The 20,308-nt window shown below is 63.2% G+C and carries 17 protein-coding genes and 1 tRNA gene; all 18 read right to left on the reverse strand.

What is annotated here, in order from left to right; genetic code table 11:
• Nucleotides 1-86: 86 nt before the first annotated feature.
• Nucleotides 87-1,736 (reverse strand): amidohydrolase, encoded by a 1,650-nt coding sequence (locus ACX9NZ_RS06930; RefSeq protein ID WP_407496276.1) that lies wholly within the window; start codon nt 1,734-1,736, stop codon nt 87-89.
• A 377-nt stretch (nt 1,737-2,113) separates the two neighbouring features.
• Nucleotides 2,114-2,189, reverse strand: a tRNA-Thr gene (locus ACX9NZ_RS06935).
• Nucleotides 2,190-2,417: 228 nt separating this feature from the next.
• Complete coding sequence (locus tag ACX9NZ_RS06940) at nt 2,418-3,227, reverse strand: purine-nucleoside phosphorylase (protein ID WP_294159649.1); 810 nt, start codon at nt 3,225-3,227, stop codon at nt 2,418-2,420.
• A gap of 188 nt (nt 3,228-3,415) precedes the next feature.
• Complete coding sequence (locus ACX9NZ_RS06945) at nt 3,416-4,525, reverse strand: hypothetical protein (RefSeq protein WP_317440391.1); 1,110 nt, start codon at nt 4,523-4,525, stop codon at nt 3,416-3,418.
• A gap of 31 nt (nt 4,526-4,556) precedes the next feature.
• Nucleotides 4,557-5,642: an isocitrate/isopropylmalate dehydrogenase family protein gene (locus ACX9NZ_RS06950; RefSeq protein ID WP_407496274.1), complete on the reverse strand. Its 1,086-nt coding sequence runs from the start codon at nt 5,640-5,642 to the stop codon at nt 4,557-4,559.
• Nucleotides 5,643-5,645: 3 nt separating this feature from the next.
• Nucleotides 5,646-6,341: a hypothetical protein gene (locus ACX9NZ_RS06955; RefSeq protein WP_407496273.1), complete on the reverse strand. Its 696-nt coding sequence runs from the start codon at nt 6,339-6,341 to the stop codon at nt 5,646-5,648.
• 59 nt (nt 6,342-6,400) lie between these two features.
• Complete coding sequence (locus tag ACX9NZ_RS06960; protein WP_294122020.1) at nt 6,401-6,817, reverse strand: hypothetical protein; 417 nt, start codon at nt 6,815-6,817, stop codon at nt 6,401-6,403.
• Between the two features lie 6 nt (nt 6,818-6,823).
• A complete protein-coding gene (locus ACX9NZ_RS06965) occupies nt 6,824-7,885 on the reverse strand; it encodes an NAD(P)-dependent oxidoreductase (protein WP_294122021.1) in 1,062 nt (353 codons plus the stop codon).
• A gap of 71 nt (nt 7,886-7,956) precedes the next feature.
• On the reverse strand, nt 7,957-8,913 hold the full coding sequence (locus ACX9NZ_RS06970; RefSeq protein WP_407496272.1) for a DegV family protein: 957 nt from the start codon (nt 8,911-8,913) through the stop codon (nt 7,957-7,959).
• A 76-nt stretch (nt 8,914-8,989) separates the two neighbouring features.
• Nucleotides 8,990-9,574, reverse strand: a complete 585-nt coding sequence (gene hpf / locus ACX9NZ_RS06975; RefSeq protein ID WP_407496271.1) for a ribosome hibernation-promoting factor, HPF/YfiA family — start codon at nt 9,572-9,574, stop codon at nt 8,990-8,992.
• Nucleotides 9,575-9,719: 145 nt separating this feature from the next.
• On the reverse strand, nt 9,720-10,694 hold the full coding sequence (locus tag ACX9NZ_RS06980; RefSeq protein WP_294122022.1) for a substrate-binding periplasmic protein: 975 nt from the start codon (nt 10,692-10,694) through the stop codon (nt 9,720-9,722).
• A gap of 435 nt (nt 10,695-11,129) precedes the next feature.
• A complete protein-coding gene (locus ACX9NZ_RS06985) occupies nt 11,130-11,903 on the reverse strand; it encodes a ComF family protein (protein ID WP_118652613.1) in 774 nt (257 codons plus the stop codon).
• A 74-nt stretch (nt 11,904-11,977) separates the two neighbouring features.
• On the reverse strand, nt 11,978-13,645 hold the full coding sequence (locus ACX9NZ_RS06990) for a regulatory iron-sulfur-containing complex subunit RicT (protein ID WP_294122024.1): 1,668 nt from the start codon (nt 13,643-13,645) through the stop codon (nt 11,978-11,980).
• On the reverse strand, nt 13,636-14,781 hold the full coding sequence (locus ACX9NZ_RS06995; protein WP_118652609.1) for a DNA polymerase III subunit: 1,146 nt from the start codon (nt 14,779-14,781) through the stop codon (nt 13,636-13,638). The genes ACX9NZ_RS06990 and ACX9NZ_RS06995 overlap by 10 nt, the downstream gene beginning before the upstream one ends.
• A gap of 37 nt (nt 14,782-14,818) precedes the next feature.
• Nucleotides 14,819-15,547 (reverse strand): dTMP kinase, encoded by a 729-nt coding sequence (gene tmk, locus ACX9NZ_RS07000; protein WP_304291436.1) that lies wholly within the window; start codon nt 15,545-15,547, stop codon nt 14,819-14,821.
• A gap of 824 nt (nt 15,548-16,371) precedes the next feature.
• A complete protein-coding gene (locus tag ACX9NZ_RS07005) occupies nt 16,372-18,933 on the reverse strand; it encodes a DNA topoisomerase I (RefSeq protein ID WP_407496268.1) in 2,562 nt (853 codons plus the stop codon).
• Between the two features lie 235 nt (nt 18,934-19,168).
• Entirely contained in the window at nt 19,169-19,855 is a 687-nt protein-coding gene (gene hypB / locus ACX9NZ_RS07010; protein ID WP_294122032.1) for a hydrogenase nickel incorporation protein HypB, read from the reverse strand.
• Between the two features lie 65 nt (nt 19,856-19,920).
• Nucleotides 19,921-20,292 carry a hydrogenase maturation nickel metallochaperone HypA gene (hypA, locus tag ACX9NZ_RS07015; RefSeq protein WP_294122033.1) on the reverse strand — a complete coding sequence of 124 codons (372 nt, stop codon included), beginning with the start codon at nt 20,290-20,292 and terminating at the stop codon, nt 19,921-19,923.
• Nucleotides 20,293-20,308 lie beyond the last annotated feature (16 nt).

Genomic DNA, 20,308 nt, shown 5'->3' on the forward strand with positions numbered 1-20,308 from the left:
TGCATCTTGCCGATGAACCCCAGTTACCCACCGCTAGCTAACCGTTCATGAGCATGGACAATCCATGCAGAACACCTCGGCAACCGCTACCGCTCGTAGACCCGTTGACCACCCACGTAGGTGACAAGCACCTGCGCAGATTGGATCTCCTCCGGGTCGCACACGGTGATGTCGCGGTCCAGCACCACGAAGTCAGCCAGGTAGCCGGGCGCAATTTGTCCGAGCTCGTGCTCGCGGCCCACCGCCGCGGCGCTGCCTGCAGTGTAGATGCGCAGCGCGTCTGCGGCACTGATGCGCTCGCTCGGCAGCCATCCGCCCGAAGGTTCATGGGTAAACGGATCCTGACGCGTAACGGCACAATAGAGCACATCCATGCTGGTCACGGCCGTGATGGGTGAATCGGTGCCAAAAGCTTGCTCAACGCCACGCACTGTGTACGTCGCGAATGGCCACATGATGCGGCTGCGTTCGGGGCCGAGGTCGCGCTCGGGGCCACCCGGGTCGAGGGTGATGTGCCCAGGTTGCGAGCTTGCCAGCACGCCAAGATCTGCCAGGCGGTCGATGTCCTCGGGCAGGAGGTTCTCTAGGTGCTCAAGGGTGTTGCGGCCCTGCATGGGAGCACCGTACCAAGCCAGCGCCTCCTCAAAGATGTCGAGTGCCTCGTGGATGGCGCGGTCGCCGATGGTGTGGATGCGAACGGAATGACCGCGCTCGGCAGCTGCGAGCACCAGTTCGCGCATACGGTCCGCCGGCACCGTGGGGCGCCCGCAGTCTCCCTCGAACCGTGCGTTCGCGTACGGTTCGGTCAGCCACGCGGTATGCTGGCTGCTCACGCCGTCGAAAAACTGCTTGAAACCCGGAGCACGCAGCAGCGGGAACTCGTCGCCCGCATAACGATCCTGCAGGTCTTCCAGACGCGACTGGTCGTCCAGTAGCGTGGGGTACATGTGCACGCGCAGAGTGAGCTTGCCCTCGCGCGAGAGCTTCTCGTATACATCGTCGCGAATGAAGTCGCAGCCGGGGTGCGGCATGAGCGCCATATCGCAGATCGAGGTGATTCCCTGCTCCGCCATGCGGTGCATCTGAGCCTCGTAAGCGGAGGCGATGTCCTCCTCGGTGAGCCATTCGAGGCACCGAGGAAGTAGTTCCATCGCAGCTGCCTCGCGGATGATGCCCGTGAGCTCGCCGTTCTCGTCGCGGTCGTAGCTGCCTCCCTGAGGGGGCACGGAATCGCGGGTCACGCCGAGGGCCTCGAGGGCGCAGGTGTTCATCCACAGCGTATGGCCATCACCCGAGTACATAACGCACGGGCGGGTGGGAAACGCCTCGTCGAGCGAGCGCTTGGTGGGCGGTACGGGCGGGTCCCAACGGTAATCGCGCCAGCCCTGCGTGACCACCCAGGCGTGATTGGGCAGCCCAGCGGCGAACTCGACGGTGCGCGCCACGAGTTCAGCCTCGCTTTCGCCCATGTGCATGAGCAAGTACGGGGGTGCTCCAAGTGCCGTGTGGAAGAAGTGCAGGTGGGCGTCGTGGAATCCGGGGCAGATGAAGGCATCGCCGAAGTCGAGCACCGGCGTGCCCGGCGCGCAGGCGGCGATGACATCTGCGGGCGTTCCCATGAACTCGATGCGATCGCCCACAACGGCAAACGCCAGGGGGCGAGCCGCGTCATCACCCACCGCGCTCGTAAAGACCCGCTTGGACGTAACGATGTAGTCGACGTGCCCAAACCCCATCACATGCTCCCCTCAAAAGGCGTTGCCATCTAGGCAAGATTGTTGAACCTGCGCCGCAAAAGCACAAGACATAGTTACGAGAGGCAGGCTCGATGGTGTTCGTGAGACCTGATGCTGAATGAATCCCTTGAAGTAAAATGTCATAACTTTTGATGCATCTTTCCGTCTTCTACGCTCTTCCGCCACCTGTGGTTTTACAGCCATCTCACCGCACACTTATTGTTGCAGCAGATATAGCAATTTACTTCAAGGGATTTTTTCATCATCAACCACAGAATCAATCCGAAAACGCGCTTTAGCATTTCGCCCAGCACCGATGACTTGTACGCATACAAAATCAGGTCAGATGCACGAAGCATCTGACCTGCTAATTTCGATGGAGCCAGCGACCGGGCTCGAACCGGTGACCCCCGCTTTACGAGAGCGGTGCTCTGCCAACTGAGCTACGCTGGCGGTTCCATGCGCGATACGGCATGACCATACCGACGGTTGTTTATAGTACGTGGAAACCGTCGGCGACGCAAGCCCCTAGTGCCGCTTCCTAGAAAAATCTGCCATTGCATTGCAAGTCGCGAATACGGCGCAGGAAGTGTCGAGACCAGCCGACCCGCATCAGTGGCAAGCAGGCCCAAAGCCTAGGACACACACTGGAGGCAAACCGCACCGCGACCCGGGGAAACGCTACATGCGTGCGAGCACACCGAGGGCGAGTGCCTGCATGGCATCAGCGGCGGCATCCGCCGCCTCGAGCACTTCGGCATGCCCACCACCCGGACAACCCGCTTTATTGGTCACGAGCGTGATGCCGAGCACCTCCATGCCCAGCGCACGTGCCATAATCGTCTCGCACACCGTGGACATACCCACGTAATCGGCACCGAGCGCACCCAGCATACGGATCTCTGCCGGCGTCTCATAGTTGGGACCCAGCAAGCCGGCATACGTACCTTCCGCGAGCTCCATTCCCAGCTCCGCCGCCGCCTCGCGCGCCAAGCCGGAGAGATACGAAGAATACGCGCCCGCCATGGAAACGAAGGGGCTATCGAGTCCGGCTGCCGCCACGCCAGCGGGCGTTGCAAGTGGATTGCGCCCCGTGAGGTTCAGCTGGTCGCTGATAATGCCGACCGTTCCCGGCGCGATGTCGCCAACCGCGCCCGAAGCACAGCTCAAGACAATGCTGCGGCATCCCAGTTTATGGGCATGACGAACCAGGGACGTCACCTGAAGGGCATCGTACCCTTGATACATATGGACACGACCGGGATACACGACCACCGGAACGCCATCGAGCTCACCCACGAGCACCGTGAAACGATGGCCCTCAACGGGAATCGCCTCGGCGGGAAATCCGTCGATGTCGCTGTACGGGATATGACGCACAACGCGCACCCGCTCGCCCAAAGAGCCAAGGCCGCTGCCCAGCACAATCGCCACGGGATGCTCCATAGTGGGCTTGCAATGTGCCGCCATCTTCTCAAACGTCTCGCTCATGCGTCGTCCTTTCTTCTTGCCCGATGAAGACGCGGAGACCATGAATGCATGGCCGGAACCGCGATCTTGCAACCGCGCGCTTACCTTGGGAACCATATGCCCAGCATAGCAAGATGCCCGGCGACCGCCTCGGGCAAACCCGTGAGCGGCGCGCCGGGCATCCGGGCGGTCATATAAAGGCCCTACATCTAAGCGAACAGACCATAGAGCGTGATATTCGCCTTGGCAAACAGGCCATTTACGTACGCGGTCCAATCCTGGTTGGCGCTAGAGGCCTCAGTCGCGTAATCCTGATACGCGGCGGCGTAGGCCTTCTGCGCCTGCTCATAGGTGGCAGTCTGACCGTCAAAGTCGTCCCCGCTGAACGCCGTGGCGTACGTACCGTCGGAGTCGGCCCAGGTGCCAGCCTCCTCATCCCATTCATCTCCCGCGAGGTCGAGGATATAGGCGGCGTAGTCAGCGGTCGCCGTCGTGCTATCGCCGTCCGCCGGCTCCTCGGGAGCAGTTGGAGCGGTGGGAGCATTCTTCACGATGGTGCCGTAGAGCTTTTGAATGGTCGCCTGCTGACGAACGATGTCCTGGGCCTGCTCCTCCGTGACCTGATACTGGCTCGCAATCGTCTCGAAATCGGAGGTGCCCAGGGACTGCTCGGCAGCCGCGGCGAGCTCGGAGTCGTCGATGGTCAGGCCCTGCTTCTCAGCTGCCGCAAGGAGCACCTGGTTGCGGGCATAGGAGAGGATGACCTCGGCAGAAGGCGCAGGGTAGGCGTCGTCATCGCCCTTGACGCTATCGAGGCTGTACTGGCTCTCGATGGCCTCGCGGGCAGAGACCTTGTGGGTGCTGCCGTCGATGGTCCAGGCGGCGACGGTGGTGTCGAGCTGGTCTTCGGTGAGCGTGGCGGAACCCGTCCCCTTCTGCCCGAATCCACCCGAGCCAATCACATAGCCCACGATGGCGGCGGCGACCACGGCAATAACGGCTAGGGCGATATAGAGCTTATGACGCTTACCCGGACCGCCCGCAGATCCATTCGTCGTGGAGACGCCGTCGGAATCCGCATCGAGCTCAACGTCCGCATCCTCATCGGCGGCATCGAGCAGCTCGGGGTCGGCTTCGAGCTCGCGCTCGGCCTCCGCCGCCGCGGTCTTGCCCGAGATGTCCTCTGCAGTCGGACCGTTGTGCAGCTCCACGAACGGACCATCCGCCTCCGGCTTCGGCCCCTCGCCCTGACCAATGACCTCGATGCCGTCAATGTACTCGTTATCTTCGGAATCGTCCTTCTTCATAACCAGACCCATGCGGTCCGCTCCCTTCTATCGATGCGATGTATTACGAAATATGCGAAATGACGGCGTCGGCGTATACCTGCGTCCCCACGGCTCCCTCGGTGCTGCCGGTGAGCGCGCGCTGCACGTCACCCGTAACCTGCGTGCCCTCGGCAAGCGTGGCGCGAACGGCGGCGCGGATCTTCTCGGCGGCCTCGCCCTCTCCCAGATGATCGAGCATCATCGCGGCGGAGAGAATCTCAGCCGTGGGGTTGGCGATATCCTTGCCGGCGATATCGGGTGCGCTGCCATGCGTGGGCTCAAAGATGGCAGCCTCGGTGCCGATATTGGCACCCGGGGCCATGCCGAGGCCACCCACCAGGCCGGCGCACAGGTCGCTCACGATGTCACCGTAGAGGTTGAGGCACACGAGCACGCCGAAATCGTGCGGCTCCTGGACGAGGCCCATGCACGTCGCGTCGACGATCTTGTCGTTGAACTCGATATCGGGGTAGCGCTCGGCCACCTCGCGCGCGATGCGCAGGTACAGGCCGTCGGTCGCCTTCATGATGTTGGCCTTGTGCACGCACGTGACCTTCTTGCGGCCACAGCGACGGGCGTATTCGAAGGCGTATTCCACGATGCGCTTGCAGCGCGCGATGGAGATCGGCTTGATGGAGATGGCGGAATCGGGAGCGAACGTCTTCTGACCGGAGGCCTCTACGAGCTCGCTCAGCTTCTGCACCTCGAGAGCACCCTCGTCAAACTCGATGCCCGCATAGAGGTCCTCGGTGTTCTCACGTACGATAACAAGGTCGACGTCGCGGTAGCGCGAGCCGTCGCCGGGCTGCGACAGGCAGGGGCGCACACAGGCGTACAGGTCGAACTCCTTGCGCAGGGCGACGTTGACGCTGCGGAAACCCGTGCCCACGGGAGTGGTGATGGGCCCCTTGATGGCGACCTTGGTGGCGCGCACCGCCTCGAGGACGTGCTCGGGCAGCGGGGTGCCAAACTCATCCATCACACCGGCGCCGGCGTTCTGCACATTCCAATTGATCTGAACGCCAGTCGCCTCGACCACGCGGCGCATGGCGCTCGTGATCTCGGGGCCGATACCGTCACCGGGAATCAACACAACATCGTGGGCCATGGTCTACTCCTCGTCCTCATCGTCGGCTTCGCTCTTCTTGGCACGGGCCTTTTTCTGCGGGTTGTCGAGCTTGAAGCGCTTAACCAGCGCATCGTATATCTCGCGCGAGCGCACGCGCAGATAGCTCCCCTTGCCGTTCTCGGCATCGAACTGCAGGCGACCGGCGAGCTCGGCGGCGACGGTGCCGGCGATTTGCCCGTGTGCAAAGGCGAACAACAGGGCGAGCATGTCGCGGTACTCAAGGTCACCGTGGTAGCACTGGATCGCCTCGTCAATGATGGGCCAGACCTTCTCGGAACGACGGCGCTCCGTAGCGCCCCACACCGTCAGGAAGCGGAAAGCGGACAAGCGTAGAGGAGCGGAGATCTCGTCGAACAGGGCCGACTCGGCGCCCTCGTAGGCGGCTCCGCACTCCTTTGCGTGCTCGGGGGCGAGCAGGGTCAATGCGTCGAGAATCTCCCAACGGGTCTGAGCCTCCGGGCGGTACAGCGCGTCGATGAGCTGCTCAATGCAGGGCACAAGGAGTGCGGGGTCGCGCTGGGCGAGCAGGTTGACCACACGGGCGGCAAGCTGTCGCGTACGACGGCTCGAGCTCGACAGGTCCTCAATGAGGGCGGAGAGGGCGTCGGCGCTCCCCTCGACGCTTGCAAGGCGCGCGGCCTCCTCGGGGGTCAGTTCGACGACGGAATCTTCTGCCATGTGCATACCTCGTATCTTTCTTATCCAACTAACGCGACACTATCAAAAGCGCAGAGCGCTTATTCACGGGTGGAAGGCCCCTTCTTGTCGACCGAGATGAGGTCGGGGCCCGCCTCGCCAGTCTTGCGACGGCGACGATACGCCTCGCCGTTACCCTTCTCGGCAACCTTGCGATGACGGCGGTTGACATCCATAAAGTTATCAAGCCACTTCCAGGGACCGACGGACTCGCCAAAACCCATCTTGAGCCCAGCGATTGCCCCCGCGAGCACACCCATGGCGCACACCTGGATAAGCGGTACCGCGACGAGGGTCACCAAGAGCACCACGCCCACGAGCATCCCGAGATTGCAGAGCCAGTAGGCCTTGGCAGTGACGATGCGCTTGCCCCAGCCGTCTCCGAGCAAGAAGCCGATGTAGACGGCAAAGCCGAACACCAATACGTTGACGATGGCGAATGCCCAATCTGCCGGCATCTTCACCTACTCCTCGTGGTGGCCGTGGCCGCACTGGCACTCGTGGCCCTCACCGTGGCCGTGACCCTCGCCGCCGCAGCAGCACTCGTGGCCGTGCCCCTCGTGATCGTGATCGCAGCCGCAATCACAGCCCTCGTCGTGCTCGTGGGCTGCCGTGTAGAGCGACCAGTCCAGACCGGCGGCCACGGCATCCGCCTCCTCCTGGTACAGCAGGGTGATCGCCTGGGTGCCCATGCGCCCGCCACCGATCGCGTCGAGCATATCGTAGAGGGTGAAGGCGGTGTCGGCGCCGGGAAGCGCGAGTTCCTTCTCTTCGGCAACCGAGAGGGCAAGGCCCAGATCCTTGAGGAAGTGCTCCACCAGGAAACCGGGCTTGTAGTCACCATCGAGCGCCTTGGGGGCAAGAGCCATCATGGCACCGGTGCTACCGGTACCGGAGCAGATCATCTCGCGGACCTGTTCGACGTCGAGGTCGTTCTGCTGCGCGAAGGACAGCGCGTCGGCCATGCCCACCATGGAGCTGGCAAGTGCGACCTGGTTGGAGAGCTTTGCGGCCTGGCCCTTACCCGCGCCGCCGAAGCAGAAAATCTTGCTGGTGAAGGTCTCAAGCACCGCGCGAACGGGCTCGATGTCGCGTTCGGTTGCGCCGACGATGGCCGTGAGGGTGCCGGCGAGCGCGCCGCCCTCCCCTCCCGTCACGGGGCAGTCAAAGGCGTGCTTGCCGCAGACCTCGGCGGCCCCGGCGATATCGCGGGCGAGTTCGGGCGCGCTCGTGGTGAGGTCGATGAGGTACGCCCCGTCCTTGGCGGTCGCAAGCAGACCGTCGCCGGCGAGGTAGATCTCCTCAACATCGGTGGGGAAGCCGACCATGGTGAAAACGACATCTGCATCCTTGGCCGCCTCGGCCGGGGAATCCGCCCATGTGGCTCCCTTGGCAATGAGACCTTCTGCCTTGGCCTTGGTGCGGTTGAAAACGGTGAGCGGATAGCCGGCATCCATGATGTGGCCGGCAATGGGCGCGCCCATGATACCGGTACCAATGAACGCGACCTTGAGTTTCTTAGACATATCTCGACTCCTTCACAGGGCTGTCTTTCAACAATGTTTTTGTGTGTGCCATTTGGGGATAGTGGCGAGGGCTACTCGCCGCGAACGCGGTTGGCAATACGGTCGGTGAGCGATATCTTCTCGGCGCGGTTCTTGCCCCAAAAGACGAGTGCCACCATGCCCGGCCCAACGTGCGCACCGATGGTGGGCCCCACCGATCCGCGCAAGATCGTGAGGTCCTCACAACCGGGCTCCTTACGAACGGCGGCCTCAAGCCAGTCAGCGTCCTTCTCGGCATCGGACGATACGATCGTCAGGGGCAACGTGGGATCGAGCTCGTAATTCTCCCTAAACGATTTGACAAGCGACTTAAGCGCCTTCTTGCGTCCGCGGTTCACGCCGATGAGCGATAGCGAGCCCGCAAGATCGAAGGATAGCTCGGGCTTGATATCCAGCTTGGACGAGAGCGATGCGGCGGCAGGAGGAATGCGACCACCGGCAGCGAGGGCATCAAGCCCGTCGAGCGTAAAGTACCCGTGGACGTATATCTTGGCTTCGTCCGCCCAATCGGCGAGCTGGCGAGCGTTCAAGCCCGCGGCACGCTGGCGCACAGCCTCCATGGCGAGCAGCTCGCCGCACGAACACGGCAAAGCATTATCGACGACGTACAGCTCGAAATCGGGATGCTCCGCGCGCACCTGTTCGGCTGCCCGACACGCGGAGTTGTAGCTCGATGACAGGGCGCTCGTAAAGCACAGGTACACCGTGGGCGTCCCCTCCTCGGCGCACTGCGTGAAGAACTCGATGTAGCGGCCGAGTGAAACGGCGGATGTCGACGCCTTGGAACCTGCGCGGAGCTTGTCGTAGAACTCCTTGGGGGTAATCGATGTCCAGATATCATCGGTGAATTCCTCACCGTCGAGGATGTAGGGGAATCCCAAGATATCCACGTCGAGCGTCGCAGCGACCTCCGGCGAGAGGTCAGCGCACGTATCGATGACGATTCGGCACTTGCCGGGACGTTCGATCGCGACGGGAGCTTTTTCCATGTGCATGCCTTTCGCAACAAAGTGGCGGCCACCCACATGGGATGACCGCCATCCAAATCATGCAATGGATGCTATTTTACTCGCCCTCTACCTCAAGTTTGGGCTTGATAATGCCGTATCCACCATTCTTACGGTGATACACCACATTGACCAAACCCGTCGTGCTGTTCTCAAACACATAGAAATCATGGCCAAGCAGATCGGTCTGAACGAGTGCCTGTTCCTCGGTCATCGGGGTGAGCTCGATCTCCTTGACACGGACGAGTTGCTCGTCGTCATCCTCGGGAATGAGCAGGTCGGCCAGGTCGGCAACGGGCTCAACGGGCGCAACGTCAGCAGCGGACAGACCCTGCTGGCGATTATCGACCACGCGCGTCTTGAACTTGCGCAGTTGGCGAGTGACCTTGTCTGCCGCCAAATCGATGGCGGCGTACATGTCCGCACCATGCTCGGCAGCGCGAATCACGGAGCCACGGGCGCGAACGGTGACCTCGACGATGGCGGGGTTGGGATTTGAAGGGTTCTTCTCGTAGCGCAAGACCACGTCGGCGGTCATGGGCTCGATGTCGAACACCTTGAGGGATTCGCCGATCTTCTCATCGACATGGGCACGCAGCGCATCGGTTACCGTCGTTTTGCGACCGGAGACCTTGATATCCATACGTGTTTCCAATCTATCCGGGGATAGGACCATGTCCTTGTTGTACCCAAGATTGGCACTTCCACACGCGAGTCCGTCGCACTCCCGTTGACTGGAGCATGTGAACCGATTGCCGAATTGTCGCGCCGAGAGGGTCCGCTTGCGGCTAGTCGAGTGCGTTGAGGTCGCCCTCGATCACCAGCTCTCCATCCTCCCCAGAGTCGACCGCCTCGTCCTCGGAGGCATCATCAGTGGAAGCTGAGAGTCCGGCGAGTTGCTCGTTTGAAAGGCCAAAAGGCAGAGACCCGTACCAGGAACGATATATAGCATCGAGCGTGCCATCGCTCTCGATGGCGGCGAGTGCGTCCTCAACGGCGCTGGCGAGGTTGCCCCCGTCTGCCGGCAGGATGAGCCCGTACGAAGCGAGCGAGCTCAGTGTCGCCACAAAGACGGTTCCCGGATAGGCGCGGGCGAGATATGCGCCGGCAGTCGCGTCACAGGCGACGTATTCCGCTTCACCGGAACCGAGGGCTTCAAAGCACTCGTTCACATTTGAGTAGGTCTTGAACGTCGCGGTTACGCCGCCGCGCACCAGCGCGTCCTGTGAGGCGGAATCCCCCTGGACGGCAATCACCGCGCCGGAAAGGGAGTCTGCGTCGAGCGCGGGCGACTCAAGGGAGCCGTCCTCATTGTGCACGAACAGGGACGAGCCATCCTCGAGCAGATTCCCGGCAATGACGATCTCCTCGTCATCGTCGGTCGACTTGCCGCCGAGAAAGATATCGGCCTCGCCATCGGAAAGGGTTCCCGGGGCATCGGCGGAGGAAACGACCTTGAGGTCGAGGCCCAGGCGCTCGGCGAGCGCACGAGCGACGTCGGCGTAATAGCCCGACGGCGTTCCATCCGTCTCGATCATCGCCTGGGGAGCCTCGGTGGTATCCATGGCAACGGTCAGATACCCCTCGCTCACTAAGTCGCTCGAGGTAAGTGAGGGCTCAACACGCTCCCGCTTCACCTCGGCGCGCGGCGGCGTGGTGAACACACAGCCGCTCAAGCCGAGGGTCAGCGCGCACGCGCATGCTCCCGCCGCGAGCAACACGCTCCACGACCTGCCGCCCTTTGCCCAGTTCCGCCGCACCATGCTGCGCACCATCTTCGCCCCCGACTCAACCCAACATCCCTGCCTCGCCTGCGAGCGTACGTTGACGCATCCGCGCGCAGGCGTTTTCCATCGATGTTCCCCCAGCTGACCTGGTTTTTGACCCCACACCTGCGCACTGGGACGTTTGCTCAACCGCCGCGGCGGCATCACGACTAGCCCGCTCGCCCGCGAGGCACTATTGCCTCAAAAACAAGTAGGACGGACGGTGCGACTGACCTCTAGGACGCGCCATGATCGCCTCCGCGCGCACGCTTCGGCTTACGTGGATCCCTTTGACCGCGTCTGTCTTGGACTAGGGAGCGCACGGCGTTTTTCGCTCGCGCGCTCCCGCAACCACAGCCTGGAAGGAACTTCGCGGCATTATACCGCAGGTTGCAAGGGGTGTGTAAAAGGGGACAGGTGCATTTTTACACATCACCACACGCGGGCGAATGCAAGGCAGTCTACACGCGCGGCTCCGGCGCATTTGAGCGCGTGGGCGGCGGCGTTCATGGTGGCTCCCGTGGTAATGACGTCGTCCAGCAGCAGGACCCGCATACCACCAACCGGAGCGACCACCTCGTATTGCCCTCGTGAGCGAGCAAGTCTTTCTTCGCGCGCCAATTCTCGCTGGTCGAGTGAGCCGTGTTTCACCAGGGCATCGATGAGCGGCAGGCAACTCGCATCCGCAAAATCGCAGGCGATAGCCTCCATGTGGTCGAATCCGCGGCGTCGGTATGCCGATGAGGTCACGGGGACGAACGTCACCGCGTCCACCCGCGAAAGAAGCCCTCCGTACCGTGCGGGCACCGTGAGCTCGGCCTCGCGCGCGGCACGGTGCATGATGCACGCGATTTCGGTGGATAGCCGCCGTTCTCCCCCGTCCTTGTACGCACGGACGATACGTGCGGGAGGCCCATCGAACACCACGGCGGCAAGACACCGGTCGAGCTCGACCTCGTCCCCTTGGCATTCCGTACAAAGCAGGCTCCCATACGGAGCTCCGCATCGCGTGCAGGCGTGCGCCGGATTGATGCGCACCATATCCCGCAGGCAGGCATCGCACACCAGGGCACCGGGCGCCTCGCAACTCGCGCAGCGCGTGGGCGAGAGCAGCTCCAACGTTTGCTCGGCAAGCTCCCGCAAGAGCCCTGTCACGCGCCCACCCACACGCTCGCCCCCACCTTGCACAATCCCGACACGACGCATCAAAAAGCCCTCCCCCGTGTTGACGAGGGAGGGCGTGTCGTTCCAATGGGCGCGCCTGTTGAGCAGGCACACACCTATTCGGTTCGCGGTGCCGCAGAATCGGAGCCGTCCGCCCCATCCTGCTTGGGCTTACGACGCGAGCGACGGCGGCGCTTCTTGGGCGCATCCTCAGCGTTGCCAGAAGAGCCGGCGGAACGGTTTTGCGCCTCTGTACCTCCCCCATCACCCGGGCGACGGCGCTGAACCTTGACGTTGCCCTCGGCAAGCTGATCGGCAACAGAGGGGATCTCGGGCTTGCGGGAGCGCTTGCGACGCTGTCCGCCCGAACCGGCCTCGTTTGCAGATTCGCTTCGCTGAGGTGCAGTGTCGTTCGAGGCCACATGCTTGCGGCGACGACTGCGACCAGGCGTCACATCCGCAGCGGCCTCCCCCGCCGTCGAAGCGGAACGGACGCCGCCCGCACGCGACGTGGCACCTGCTTCATCGCTGGCGCGATGCCTGCGGCGCCGACCGCCCGCAGAGCCCTCGGCAGACACGGAGGCGTCCACGGCGGGAGCGGCCTGAACGCTCTCCTCGCCTGCGGACGAGCGACGACGGCGACGGCGCGGCGGGACCTCATCGGCGGAAGCAGGGCGATCCTGGCCCTTGCCCTTGGCGGGCGCAGCGCTGGAAGCACCCTTGCGGCCTCGACCAGACTTGCCGGAGCTCGCACTCTCAAATTTTGCCGCCTCCTCCTCACGCATGCGCTTGCGGCGCGGAGTCGGACCGGAAGCGACGATGCGGTCGGCGCGGTCGAGGCCATCGCCGACATCGATGCCATTTTGGCGATCGAGCTCCATGAGGGCGAGGGCGAGCTCAGGCGACTCAAGACGCTCGAGGACGTCACGCGTTACGCAGTCGGGGCGGCACGCGCAGCCCTGGCTCTCGCAGCGCTCCTTGTTCTCGTCGGTACAGGACATGTCGGCGAGGTCGACACGGAAGACCTTGCCGTTCTCGAGCCTCAGCACCAGCTGCTCGCGCGGGGTGTTGTACTCCATGATGCGCGCCTTGCCCAGCGGGGTGTCGATAAGCGTCTTCTTCTTAGGGGCGCGGCTCTTGAAGTCCTTGTAGGCCTCGAACTCATAACGCAGGCAGCACATAAGGCGGCCGCACACGCCCGAGATCTTGGCGGAATTGAGCGGCAGGTCCTGCTCCTTGGCCATGCGGATGGAAACCGGCTCAAACTGACCGCCAAAGCGGGTGCAGCACAGCTCCTGACCGCATGTCGCATACCCGCCCTGCAGGCGGGTCTCATCACGCACGCCGATCTGGCGCATGTCCACGCGCACGTGGAAATGGGCGGAGAGGTCCTTGACCAACTGGCGGAAATCCACGCGGTCCTCGGCAGCGAAGTAGAAGACGGCTTTCTCCCCGCCGAACAGGTACTCGACGCCCACAGGCTTCATGTCGAGACCGTTTTTCTCCACCAGGCGACGGAAGTCGAACATGGCGTCCTCGCCGGCGTCGGCAAGGTCGTCGGCGCGGTCGAGGTCGGCATCGGTGGCGATACGAACCACGGGCTTGAGCGGTGCGGCGAGCTCCTCCGGCTCGACCTCAAAGGGGTCGGCCGTGACAAGGCCGATCTCTGTACCGCGCTCGGTGGTGCAGATGGCGTGATCGCCCTCGAGGATGTCGAGGCCACGGGGATCGAACCACAACTCGCGCGCGGCGAACGCGAATTTGACGGGAACAACTACGGGCATTTGAGCGCCTTCCTGATATCGAAGAGCATGACCTCGATGGCCAGCTGGGGAGTTACGTTGCGGGCAATGCGCGTCTCCGCCAACGAAACCGCGTCGAGGGCGAGGGTCACCCCGGTCGTCGTCGTGTCCGAGGCAATGCGCTCGACCACATCGCGAACGTCGTCGTTGACGGGAGCGTCCTGCGCGTCTTCGAGCCGTATAAGCACGTCACGGAGCAGCGAGCGCACGCTTGCCAGCGCTTCCATGATACCCGAACGCTCCCGGGCGTTCAGTTCGCGCTTGTTGCGGTCTTCCAGCTGCTTTAAAGCACCACGGGAAAGGTAATCCTGGTTTTGCTCGAGCACGGCCTGCTGGGTTGATTTGACCTCCGCGAGAGGCGCGTGAATGGCCCCCATGAGCTCCTTTGCCGAGGCGAGGATGTCTGCCTCGTCCGCGTGGGCAAGCGCATCGACCGCGCGGACCATGGCACGACGGGCCGCTTGGCGATCGGCGGACTTGAGGAACTCCACCGCACGGGCAGGGCTGCCGGCAACCGCCACTGCCATGCGGCAGCGCGCAGGCGGCAGGCCCGTGGCGCGCGCAACTGCGGTCGTGGACTCGTCGGTGGACAGCGGGCGGAACGGCACGCACTGGCAACGCGAGACGATGGTGGGCAGCATGACGTCCGAGCTGGTGCCCAACAGGATGAACGTTACGCTCTCCGGCGGTTCCTCGAGCGTTTTGAGCAGGGCGTTCGCGGTGTTCGCGCGAAGCTGCTCGGCACGATCGATGATGTAGACCTTACGCTTGGCGCGGATGGGCGAAAGCGCGACGTCTTCGAGCAAGTCGCGCGTCTGGGCGATGAGGTAGCCCGTCGCGGACTCGGGCGCGTAGTAGTGCACGTCCGGGTGGGTGCGGCGAGCAACGCGGACGCAGTCGTCGCAAGCCGCGCAAGCACCTGGAATGGCCTCCTCAGCGCACAGGAGCGCCTGAGCCAACGCCCAGGCGGCGTCGAGCTTGCCCGAACCGGGCGAGCCCAGGAACAGATAGGCGTGGCTCGCGCGACCACTGGCCACGGCGCGCGCGAGGAAGTCGCGCACGCGCGGCTGCGTATCGAGCTTGGCGAGGAGGCTGTTGGGAGCGAGGTGATCCGACATGGCTAGCGGACCTCCCCGGTAGATACAGGCTGTTTGATCATTGCCAGCAGACCTCCCCAGTAGACGTGGAAGGCAACAGGGTGCTCTCGTTCGCTCCATCCATCTCGGCTAGCGCCGCGGCGACGTGTTCATCAGAAACGTCAAGGCCCGCTGCGCGTAGCTCGCGCACAACGTTCTCGAACACCCCCGCAACGGAATGAGTGGCATCGACGAGCTTCACGCGGCGGGGCTCCTCCTCGGCGAGGGCACGAAACCCCTCGGCAACGCGACGCTGGAACTCAAGGCCCTTGAGCTCGAGACGGTCCTCTGCCCCATCTCGCCCCGAGCGGCGACGCAGAGCCTCCTCAACCGGAAGGTCGAACACGAGCGTGAGATCCGGATGACAGCCATCGACCGCCAGCTCGTTTGCCTGGGCAACCATCGCGCGCTCGAGCCCATCAGCAAAGGCCTGATAGGCTGTGGTGGAGTCGTAGAAACGGTCACACATCACGACACGACCGGCGGCGAGCGCAGGGCAGATCACCTGATGCACGAGCTGCGCGCGTGCGGCCTCGTAGAGCAGGAGCTCGCAAACGTCGCCCATCTCGGTATTGGCTGGATCAAGCAGAATCGCGCGAATCTTTTCGGAGATAGCCACGCCACCGGGTTCACGCAGACGCAACACATCGCGCCCCGTGAGCTCAAGCGCACGCGCTAACAGGCCGGCTTGCGTGGACTTACCGCAGCCGTCAATGCCCTCAACAGATATGAACAGGCCTGGTGTCATAGATAACGCCCCTCGTGTGAACCAAACGAGCATCCATCATACCGCGCCCGGTGTTTCTCAGATAAACATCGATACAGGTCGATATCCATTCTCTCGCGTGGAATCTGCCTTGAATGCGCATCGGCGGGAGTCCTGTCGCTTACCGCACTGCCATGCCACTAGTTACCTTGCAAAGGCAGCAGTAGAACCGTACATGTCAGCAATAGTCGCAACAGTAATCTGAGTATAGGGCACGCATCGGCGTTCGGAGACGAACCGGCGGAAAACGGCGGCGGATTGCACCCGCGGGCTGGCTCGCAAAGAGCGAACGGGCGCACTCGAGTGCAAAAGCCAGCAAACTGGCTAAAAATTACCGTTTTGTATCGACTTGCTTCGGAGTCTGCCCGAGCGTGGGAATCCCAGGGAAACAAAAGCGCAGCTCAGGTGAGCGAGGGAGACCCGCGCGCCGCTCACGCGGCGCGACGCGCCCCGTAACAGGGCGCATTTGGGCCGAAATGAGCGCCGCCAACTGCCCCTGCGATACAAAACGGTATTATTTAGCCATTTTATCGGTGCGGGCGCTTCGAGCGGGTACCTGCACCTCGATGAGGTTGCGCCGAAACTCATCGTCCACGAGATGCGCTGATAGCGCGCCACCGTCTCGGACGAGAATTGCGTCGCGGTGGGAACGGGCCTGTACACGGCGAGGTGGAGTCCACCGTCGCATATGAACCGCTTTATGAGCACCATGAGCATGGCGATTAGGGTGACCCGGGACAAAAGTCCCGGGCGGCTTATGCCGCCCGGGATAGAGAGCGATTTGAGGTTTTGAGGCGTTCTGAAGGTTACGCCTTCTTCGTTGTCTTCTTCGCGACGGGTTTCTTGACAGCAGCTCCCTTTTTCGCGGCGGGCTTCTTGGTGCCTGGTTTCGCCGCCGGCTTCTTCGCCCCCGCCTTACCGCGGGCGGGCTTCTTCTCCTTGCCGGGGCAGTCCATGTTCACGCAGATGCGCCACGGGCCGCGCGCGGTCTCGACCACCACCACGGGGGCGCCGCAGTGCTCGCAGACCTCGCCGGTGGCAGAGAGCTTGCCGCGTGCTGGCAGCGGGTAGCTCACGCCGCACTCCTCATAGTTTGCGCAGCGGATGAAGCGCTTGCCGCTCTTCTCGCTCTTGTGGGCGATCAGGTCGCCGTGACGGCCGGCCTCGGCGCACACGGAGCACTCCCCCACCTTGAGGTCGGGCTCGAAGTTGGTGGGGCACTTGGGGTTCACGCACTGCTCGTACGCCTTCTGTCGGAACGGCTGGCACTTGATGCGCGGGGCACCGCACTCGGGGCACACGGCGGCCTCGCCCTCGAGCGGGCTCACCTTCACACCGGAGGGCACCGGGTAGGTCACGTCGCAGTCGGGCCAGCCCATGCAGCCGATGAAGCTGCCGCGCGTCTTGGCGCTCGTCTTCATGACGAGGTCCTTGCCGCACTTGGGGCAGGCGCCCACACGGGCATCGGCGGTGACAGCGTCGGAGATCGCTTCGCCCAGATCGTCCTTGTGCTCAATGAGCGCATCCAGCATGCCGGCGAGCAGGGCGCGGGAGTGGTCCACCACGTGGTCCTGCGCGTCCTTACCCTCGGCGACCTTGGTCATGTCGGCGTCGAGCTCCGCGGTCATGTCGGGCGTGGTCACGCGCGGGGCGAACTCAGAGAGCGCGTCGATGATGGCGATGCCGAGCTGGCTGGGCTCGATGGGGTCGTTCTTGAGATAGCGCACGGTATACAGGCGCTCGATGATGCTCGCGCGCGTGGACTTGGTACCGAGTCCGCGCTTCTCCATCTCCTGGACGAGCTTGCCTTGGCTGTAGCGCGCAGGCGGCTCGGTCTGCTTGGCCTCGAGCTTGATGTCGCGCACGTCGATGACGTCGCCCTCGGCTAGCACGGGGAGCTGCTCGTCGCGCTTGAGTCCGTAGGGGTAGGCCTCGCGGAAGCCCGCCTTGACGAGCACGTCACCGCTCGCGGCGAAGGGCTCGCCTGCGACATCGATGGACAGCTTGGTGTTCTCGATGGTCGCAGGGCCCATGAGGGTCGCCAGGAAGCGCCGGGCGATGAGGTTGTAGAGCTTGAGCTGACCGCCGTCGAGCGTGGTGGGATCGCCCTGGCCCGTGGGGTGGATAGGCGGGTGGTCGGTAGTCTCGACTTTGCCGCGCGTAGGCGTGAGAGGCCCGGCGAGAACCTTCTTGCACACGGGCGCAAGCGCCGGCGTGCCGGACGCGAGACCCTTCACGATCCCCTCGATGTCGAGCGTCTTGGGATACACCGTGTTGTCCACGCGGGGGTAGGAGATGAAGCCACTCATGTAGAGGGACTCGGCGATGCGCATGGTACGGGCGGGGCTGATGCCCTCCGCCGCTGCCGCGGCCTGCAACGCCGTGGTGTTGAACGGCACCGGAGGCTGCTGCTTGCGGCTGCGCTTGGCCACGGCGACGACAGTACCCGTCGTAGCGCCGTCGACGTGCGCGAACGCAGCCTCCGCCGCCGCTTTGTCCGTAAAGCGTGCCGTGGTGTGGGCGATCTTGAACTCTTGCCCGTGGGCCTCTGCCGCACCGCGGATCTGCCAATAGTCCTCGGGCACGAACGCCATACGCTCGCGCTCGCGCTCGACTACCAGGGCAAGCGTGGGAGTTTGCACACGACCGGCGGAGCGCACGTTGCCAAAGCCGCCGAACTTGGCGAGCGTGAGGTAACGGGTGAGAACCGCGCCCCAGATGAGATCGATGTACTGGCGGGACTCACCGGCGTCGGCCAGATCCTGGTCGAGCTCGACGAGGTTCGCGAAGGCCTCGGTCACCTCGCCCTTGATGAGCGCCGAATAGCGCGCGCGGCGGGCGGGCAGCTCGGGTGCGACCTCGCGCACCATGTTGAGGGCGTCGGAGCCGATGAGCTCTCCCTCGCGGTCGAAGTCCGTGGCGATGATGACCTCGTCGGCCTTCTTGGCGAGATTTTTGAGAACGCGGATGATCTCCTTCTCCGCGGGAAGCTTCACAATGGGCGCCCACGTGAGGTACGGAAGGCTCTCGACCTTCCAGCCCTTGATGGAGATGCCGTTGGGTAGGAAAGGCTTGCGCTTGGTATCGTAGGGCGGGCGGGCCAGGCCGTCGGGCACCTCCGCCGGCAGGACCTCGCCATCGGGCGAGACGCCGTACCAGCCCATCTGTTTGTCGAAGAGGATCTCCTCGGGGAAATCGGGCGCCAAGATATGTCCCGCCAGACCCATCGAAACCCAGTCCTCACCCGCGACCTTGAAGCGGTAGACCTGCGTGTTGTAGACCTTATCGGCCTTGGGCGCGCCGGCATCGGACAGCAGCTGCGCGATCTTTTGCGCGGCGATGTTCTTCTCTGCAACGACGAGTTTCACGTCGGGCTCCTTTTTGGTGTGCGCGAACCGGCATGCCCAAAGGGCGTCCGGAAGTATCTATATATGGTGTGGGGTCAGTGTACACGAGTTCTGACCGCAGCGCGAAAAGCTCACGTTGAAGGCTCTTCAGCGCGGGCAGCTGCGGGCGGGCGCGCAGAAGAACGCGGGCCGGTAAGGACAAGCGAGGTTGGATATGGACGGGCACGGGTGATTCCGAGAGTCCTAGCTGGTGCTTTTAAGCGCGCGACGCTTTGTTCGCGATTTGAGCCAGCAGCCAGTCACACCAGGCGTCCATGCCCTGTCCATGTCGAGCGCTCACCTCAAAACGGGGGGCGGTGGGGTTCAAATCATCGAGAACGTGATTGTATTCGGCAAGATCGAAGTCGAAGGCAGCCGCCACATCGACCTTGTTGAGCAGCAGGGCTCCAGCATGCTGGAAAATGCCCGGGTACTTGAGCGGCTTGTCATCGCCTTCGGGAACCGAGAGGATCATAACCGACAGGTTTTCACCTAGGTCAAAGTCGACGGGACATACCAGATTGCCCACGTTCTCGATAAAGATCACGTCGATATCCTGCAGGCCCACGCTTGTATCGAACGCGTCGACCGCCTGCTCGATCATGTTGCCCTCAAGGTGGCAAAGACCGCCGGTGTTGATCTGGATGGCCGGCATGCCGGCATCTTTGCACGCTAAGGCATCTACGTCGGACGCAATGTCACCCTCGATAACGGCACAGGTAAGACCCGCAGCGCGCAGTCGCTCACTGGAGGCCAAGATGGTCGTGGTCTTGCCAGATCCGGGACTCGAAAGGACGTTCACCACAAACACCCCCGACTCCGAGAAACGCGTTCTCAAGCGATCAGCGATGCGCTCGTTGCGCGAAAGCACCGGCTGTGCAATATCGATCGTTTTCTCCGCCATGAAGTCCCCTTCCCTGTTTTCGCTCCGACTCTATCCCCGTTTTTCCCAAACGATTTCCAAAACGACTACGTCCCCAATTGGAAATCGTCGTCGGTTTCGACTTCCATTGACACGATGTCGAGCTCCCGTCCCTGCAACAGGCGCGTCTGCGGGCTCCCACATGCAGGGCAGCGCAGGTGGAACCGGTCGTGGTCAAACTCATGACCGCACGCGAGGCAGCGGCTGCGGGGATGGACATCCTCCACCTCGAGCTCAGATTCACCTGTGAGCGGGTCATCCTCCCGAAAGACCTCCCAGGCAAAATCGAGCGACTCGGGAACGACCTCGCACATGTCACCGATGCGCAGTTTAACGGAAACGACGCGCGAAGCACCTGCCTCGCGCGCCGTGTCGATCACTGTCTTGAGTATGCCATTGACGATGCCGATCTCATGCATGTTCCATGGGCGCGCG

The sequence above is a fragment of the Collinsella sp. BM28 genome (assembly GCF_054551995.1).

Excerpts from the sequence above, each read along its gene's own strand:
- tmk (WP_304291436.1), bottom strand. The coding sequence starts at position 15,547 with ATGACACCAGGCCTGTTCATATCTGTTGAGGGCATTGACGGCTGCGGT.
- hpf (WP_407496271.1), bottom strand. The coding sequence starts at position 9,574 with ATGGATATCAAGGTCTCCGGTCGCAAAACGACGGTAACCGATGCGCTG.
- hypB (WP_294122032.1), bottom strand. The coding sequence starts at position 19,855 with ATGGCGGAGAAAACGATCGATATTGCACAGCCGGTGCTTTCGCGCAAC.
- ACX9NZ_RS06965 (WP_294122021.1), bottom strand. The coding sequence starts at position 7,885 with ATGTCTAAGAAACTCAAGGTCGCGTTCATTGGTACCGGTATCATGGGC.
- hypA (WP_294122033.1), bottom strand. The coding sequence starts at position 20,292 with ATGCATGAGATCGGCATCGTCAATGGCATACTCAAGACAGTGATCGAC.
- ACX9NZ_RS06960 (WP_294122020.1), bottom strand. The coding sequence starts at position 6,817 with ATGCCGGCAGATTGGGCATTCGCCATCGTCAACGTATTGGTGTTCGGC.
- ACX9NZ_RS06985 (WP_118652613.1), bottom strand. The coding sequence starts at position 11,903 with ATGCGTCGTGTCGGGATTGTGCAAGGTGGGGGCGAGCGTGTGGGTGGG.
- ACX9NZ_RS06950 (WP_407496274.1), bottom strand. The coding sequence starts at position 5,642 with ATGGCCCACGATGTTGTGTTGATTCCCGGTGACGGTATCGGCCCCGAG.
- ACX9NZ_RS06990 (WP_294122024.1), bottom strand. The coding sequence starts at position 13,645 with ATGCCCGTAGTTGTTCCCGTCAAATTCGCGTTCGCCGCGCGCGAGTTG.
- ACX9NZ_RS06995 (WP_118652609.1), bottom strand. The coding sequence starts at position 14,781 with ATGTCGGATCACCTCGCTCCCAACAGCCTCCTCGCCAAGCTCGATACG.
- ACX9NZ_RS06955 (WP_407496273.1), bottom strand. The coding sequence starts at position 6,341 with ATGGCAGAAGATTCCGTCGTCGAACTGACCCCCGAGGAGGCCGCGCGC.
- ACX9NZ_RS06940 (WP_294159649.1), bottom strand. The coding sequence starts at position 3,227 with ATGAGCGAGACGTTTGAGAAGATGGCGGCACATTGCAAGCCCACTATG.
- ACX9NZ_RS06930 (WP_407496276.1), bottom strand. The coding sequence starts at position 1,736 with ATGGGGTTTGGGCACGTCGACTACATCGTTACGTCCAAGCGGGTCTTT.
- ACX9NZ_RS06980 (WP_294122022.1), bottom strand. The coding sequence starts at position 10,694 with ATGGTGCGGCGGAACTGGGCAAAGGGCGGCAGGTCGTGGAGCGTGTTG.
- ACX9NZ_RS06945 (WP_317440391.1), bottom strand. The coding sequence starts at position 4,525 with ATGGGTCTGGTTATGAAGAAGGACGATTCCGAAGATAACGAGTACATT.
- ACX9NZ_RS06970 (WP_407496272.1), bottom strand. The coding sequence starts at position 8,913 with ATGGAAAAAGCTCCCGTCGCGATCGAACGTCCCGGCAAGTGCCGAATC.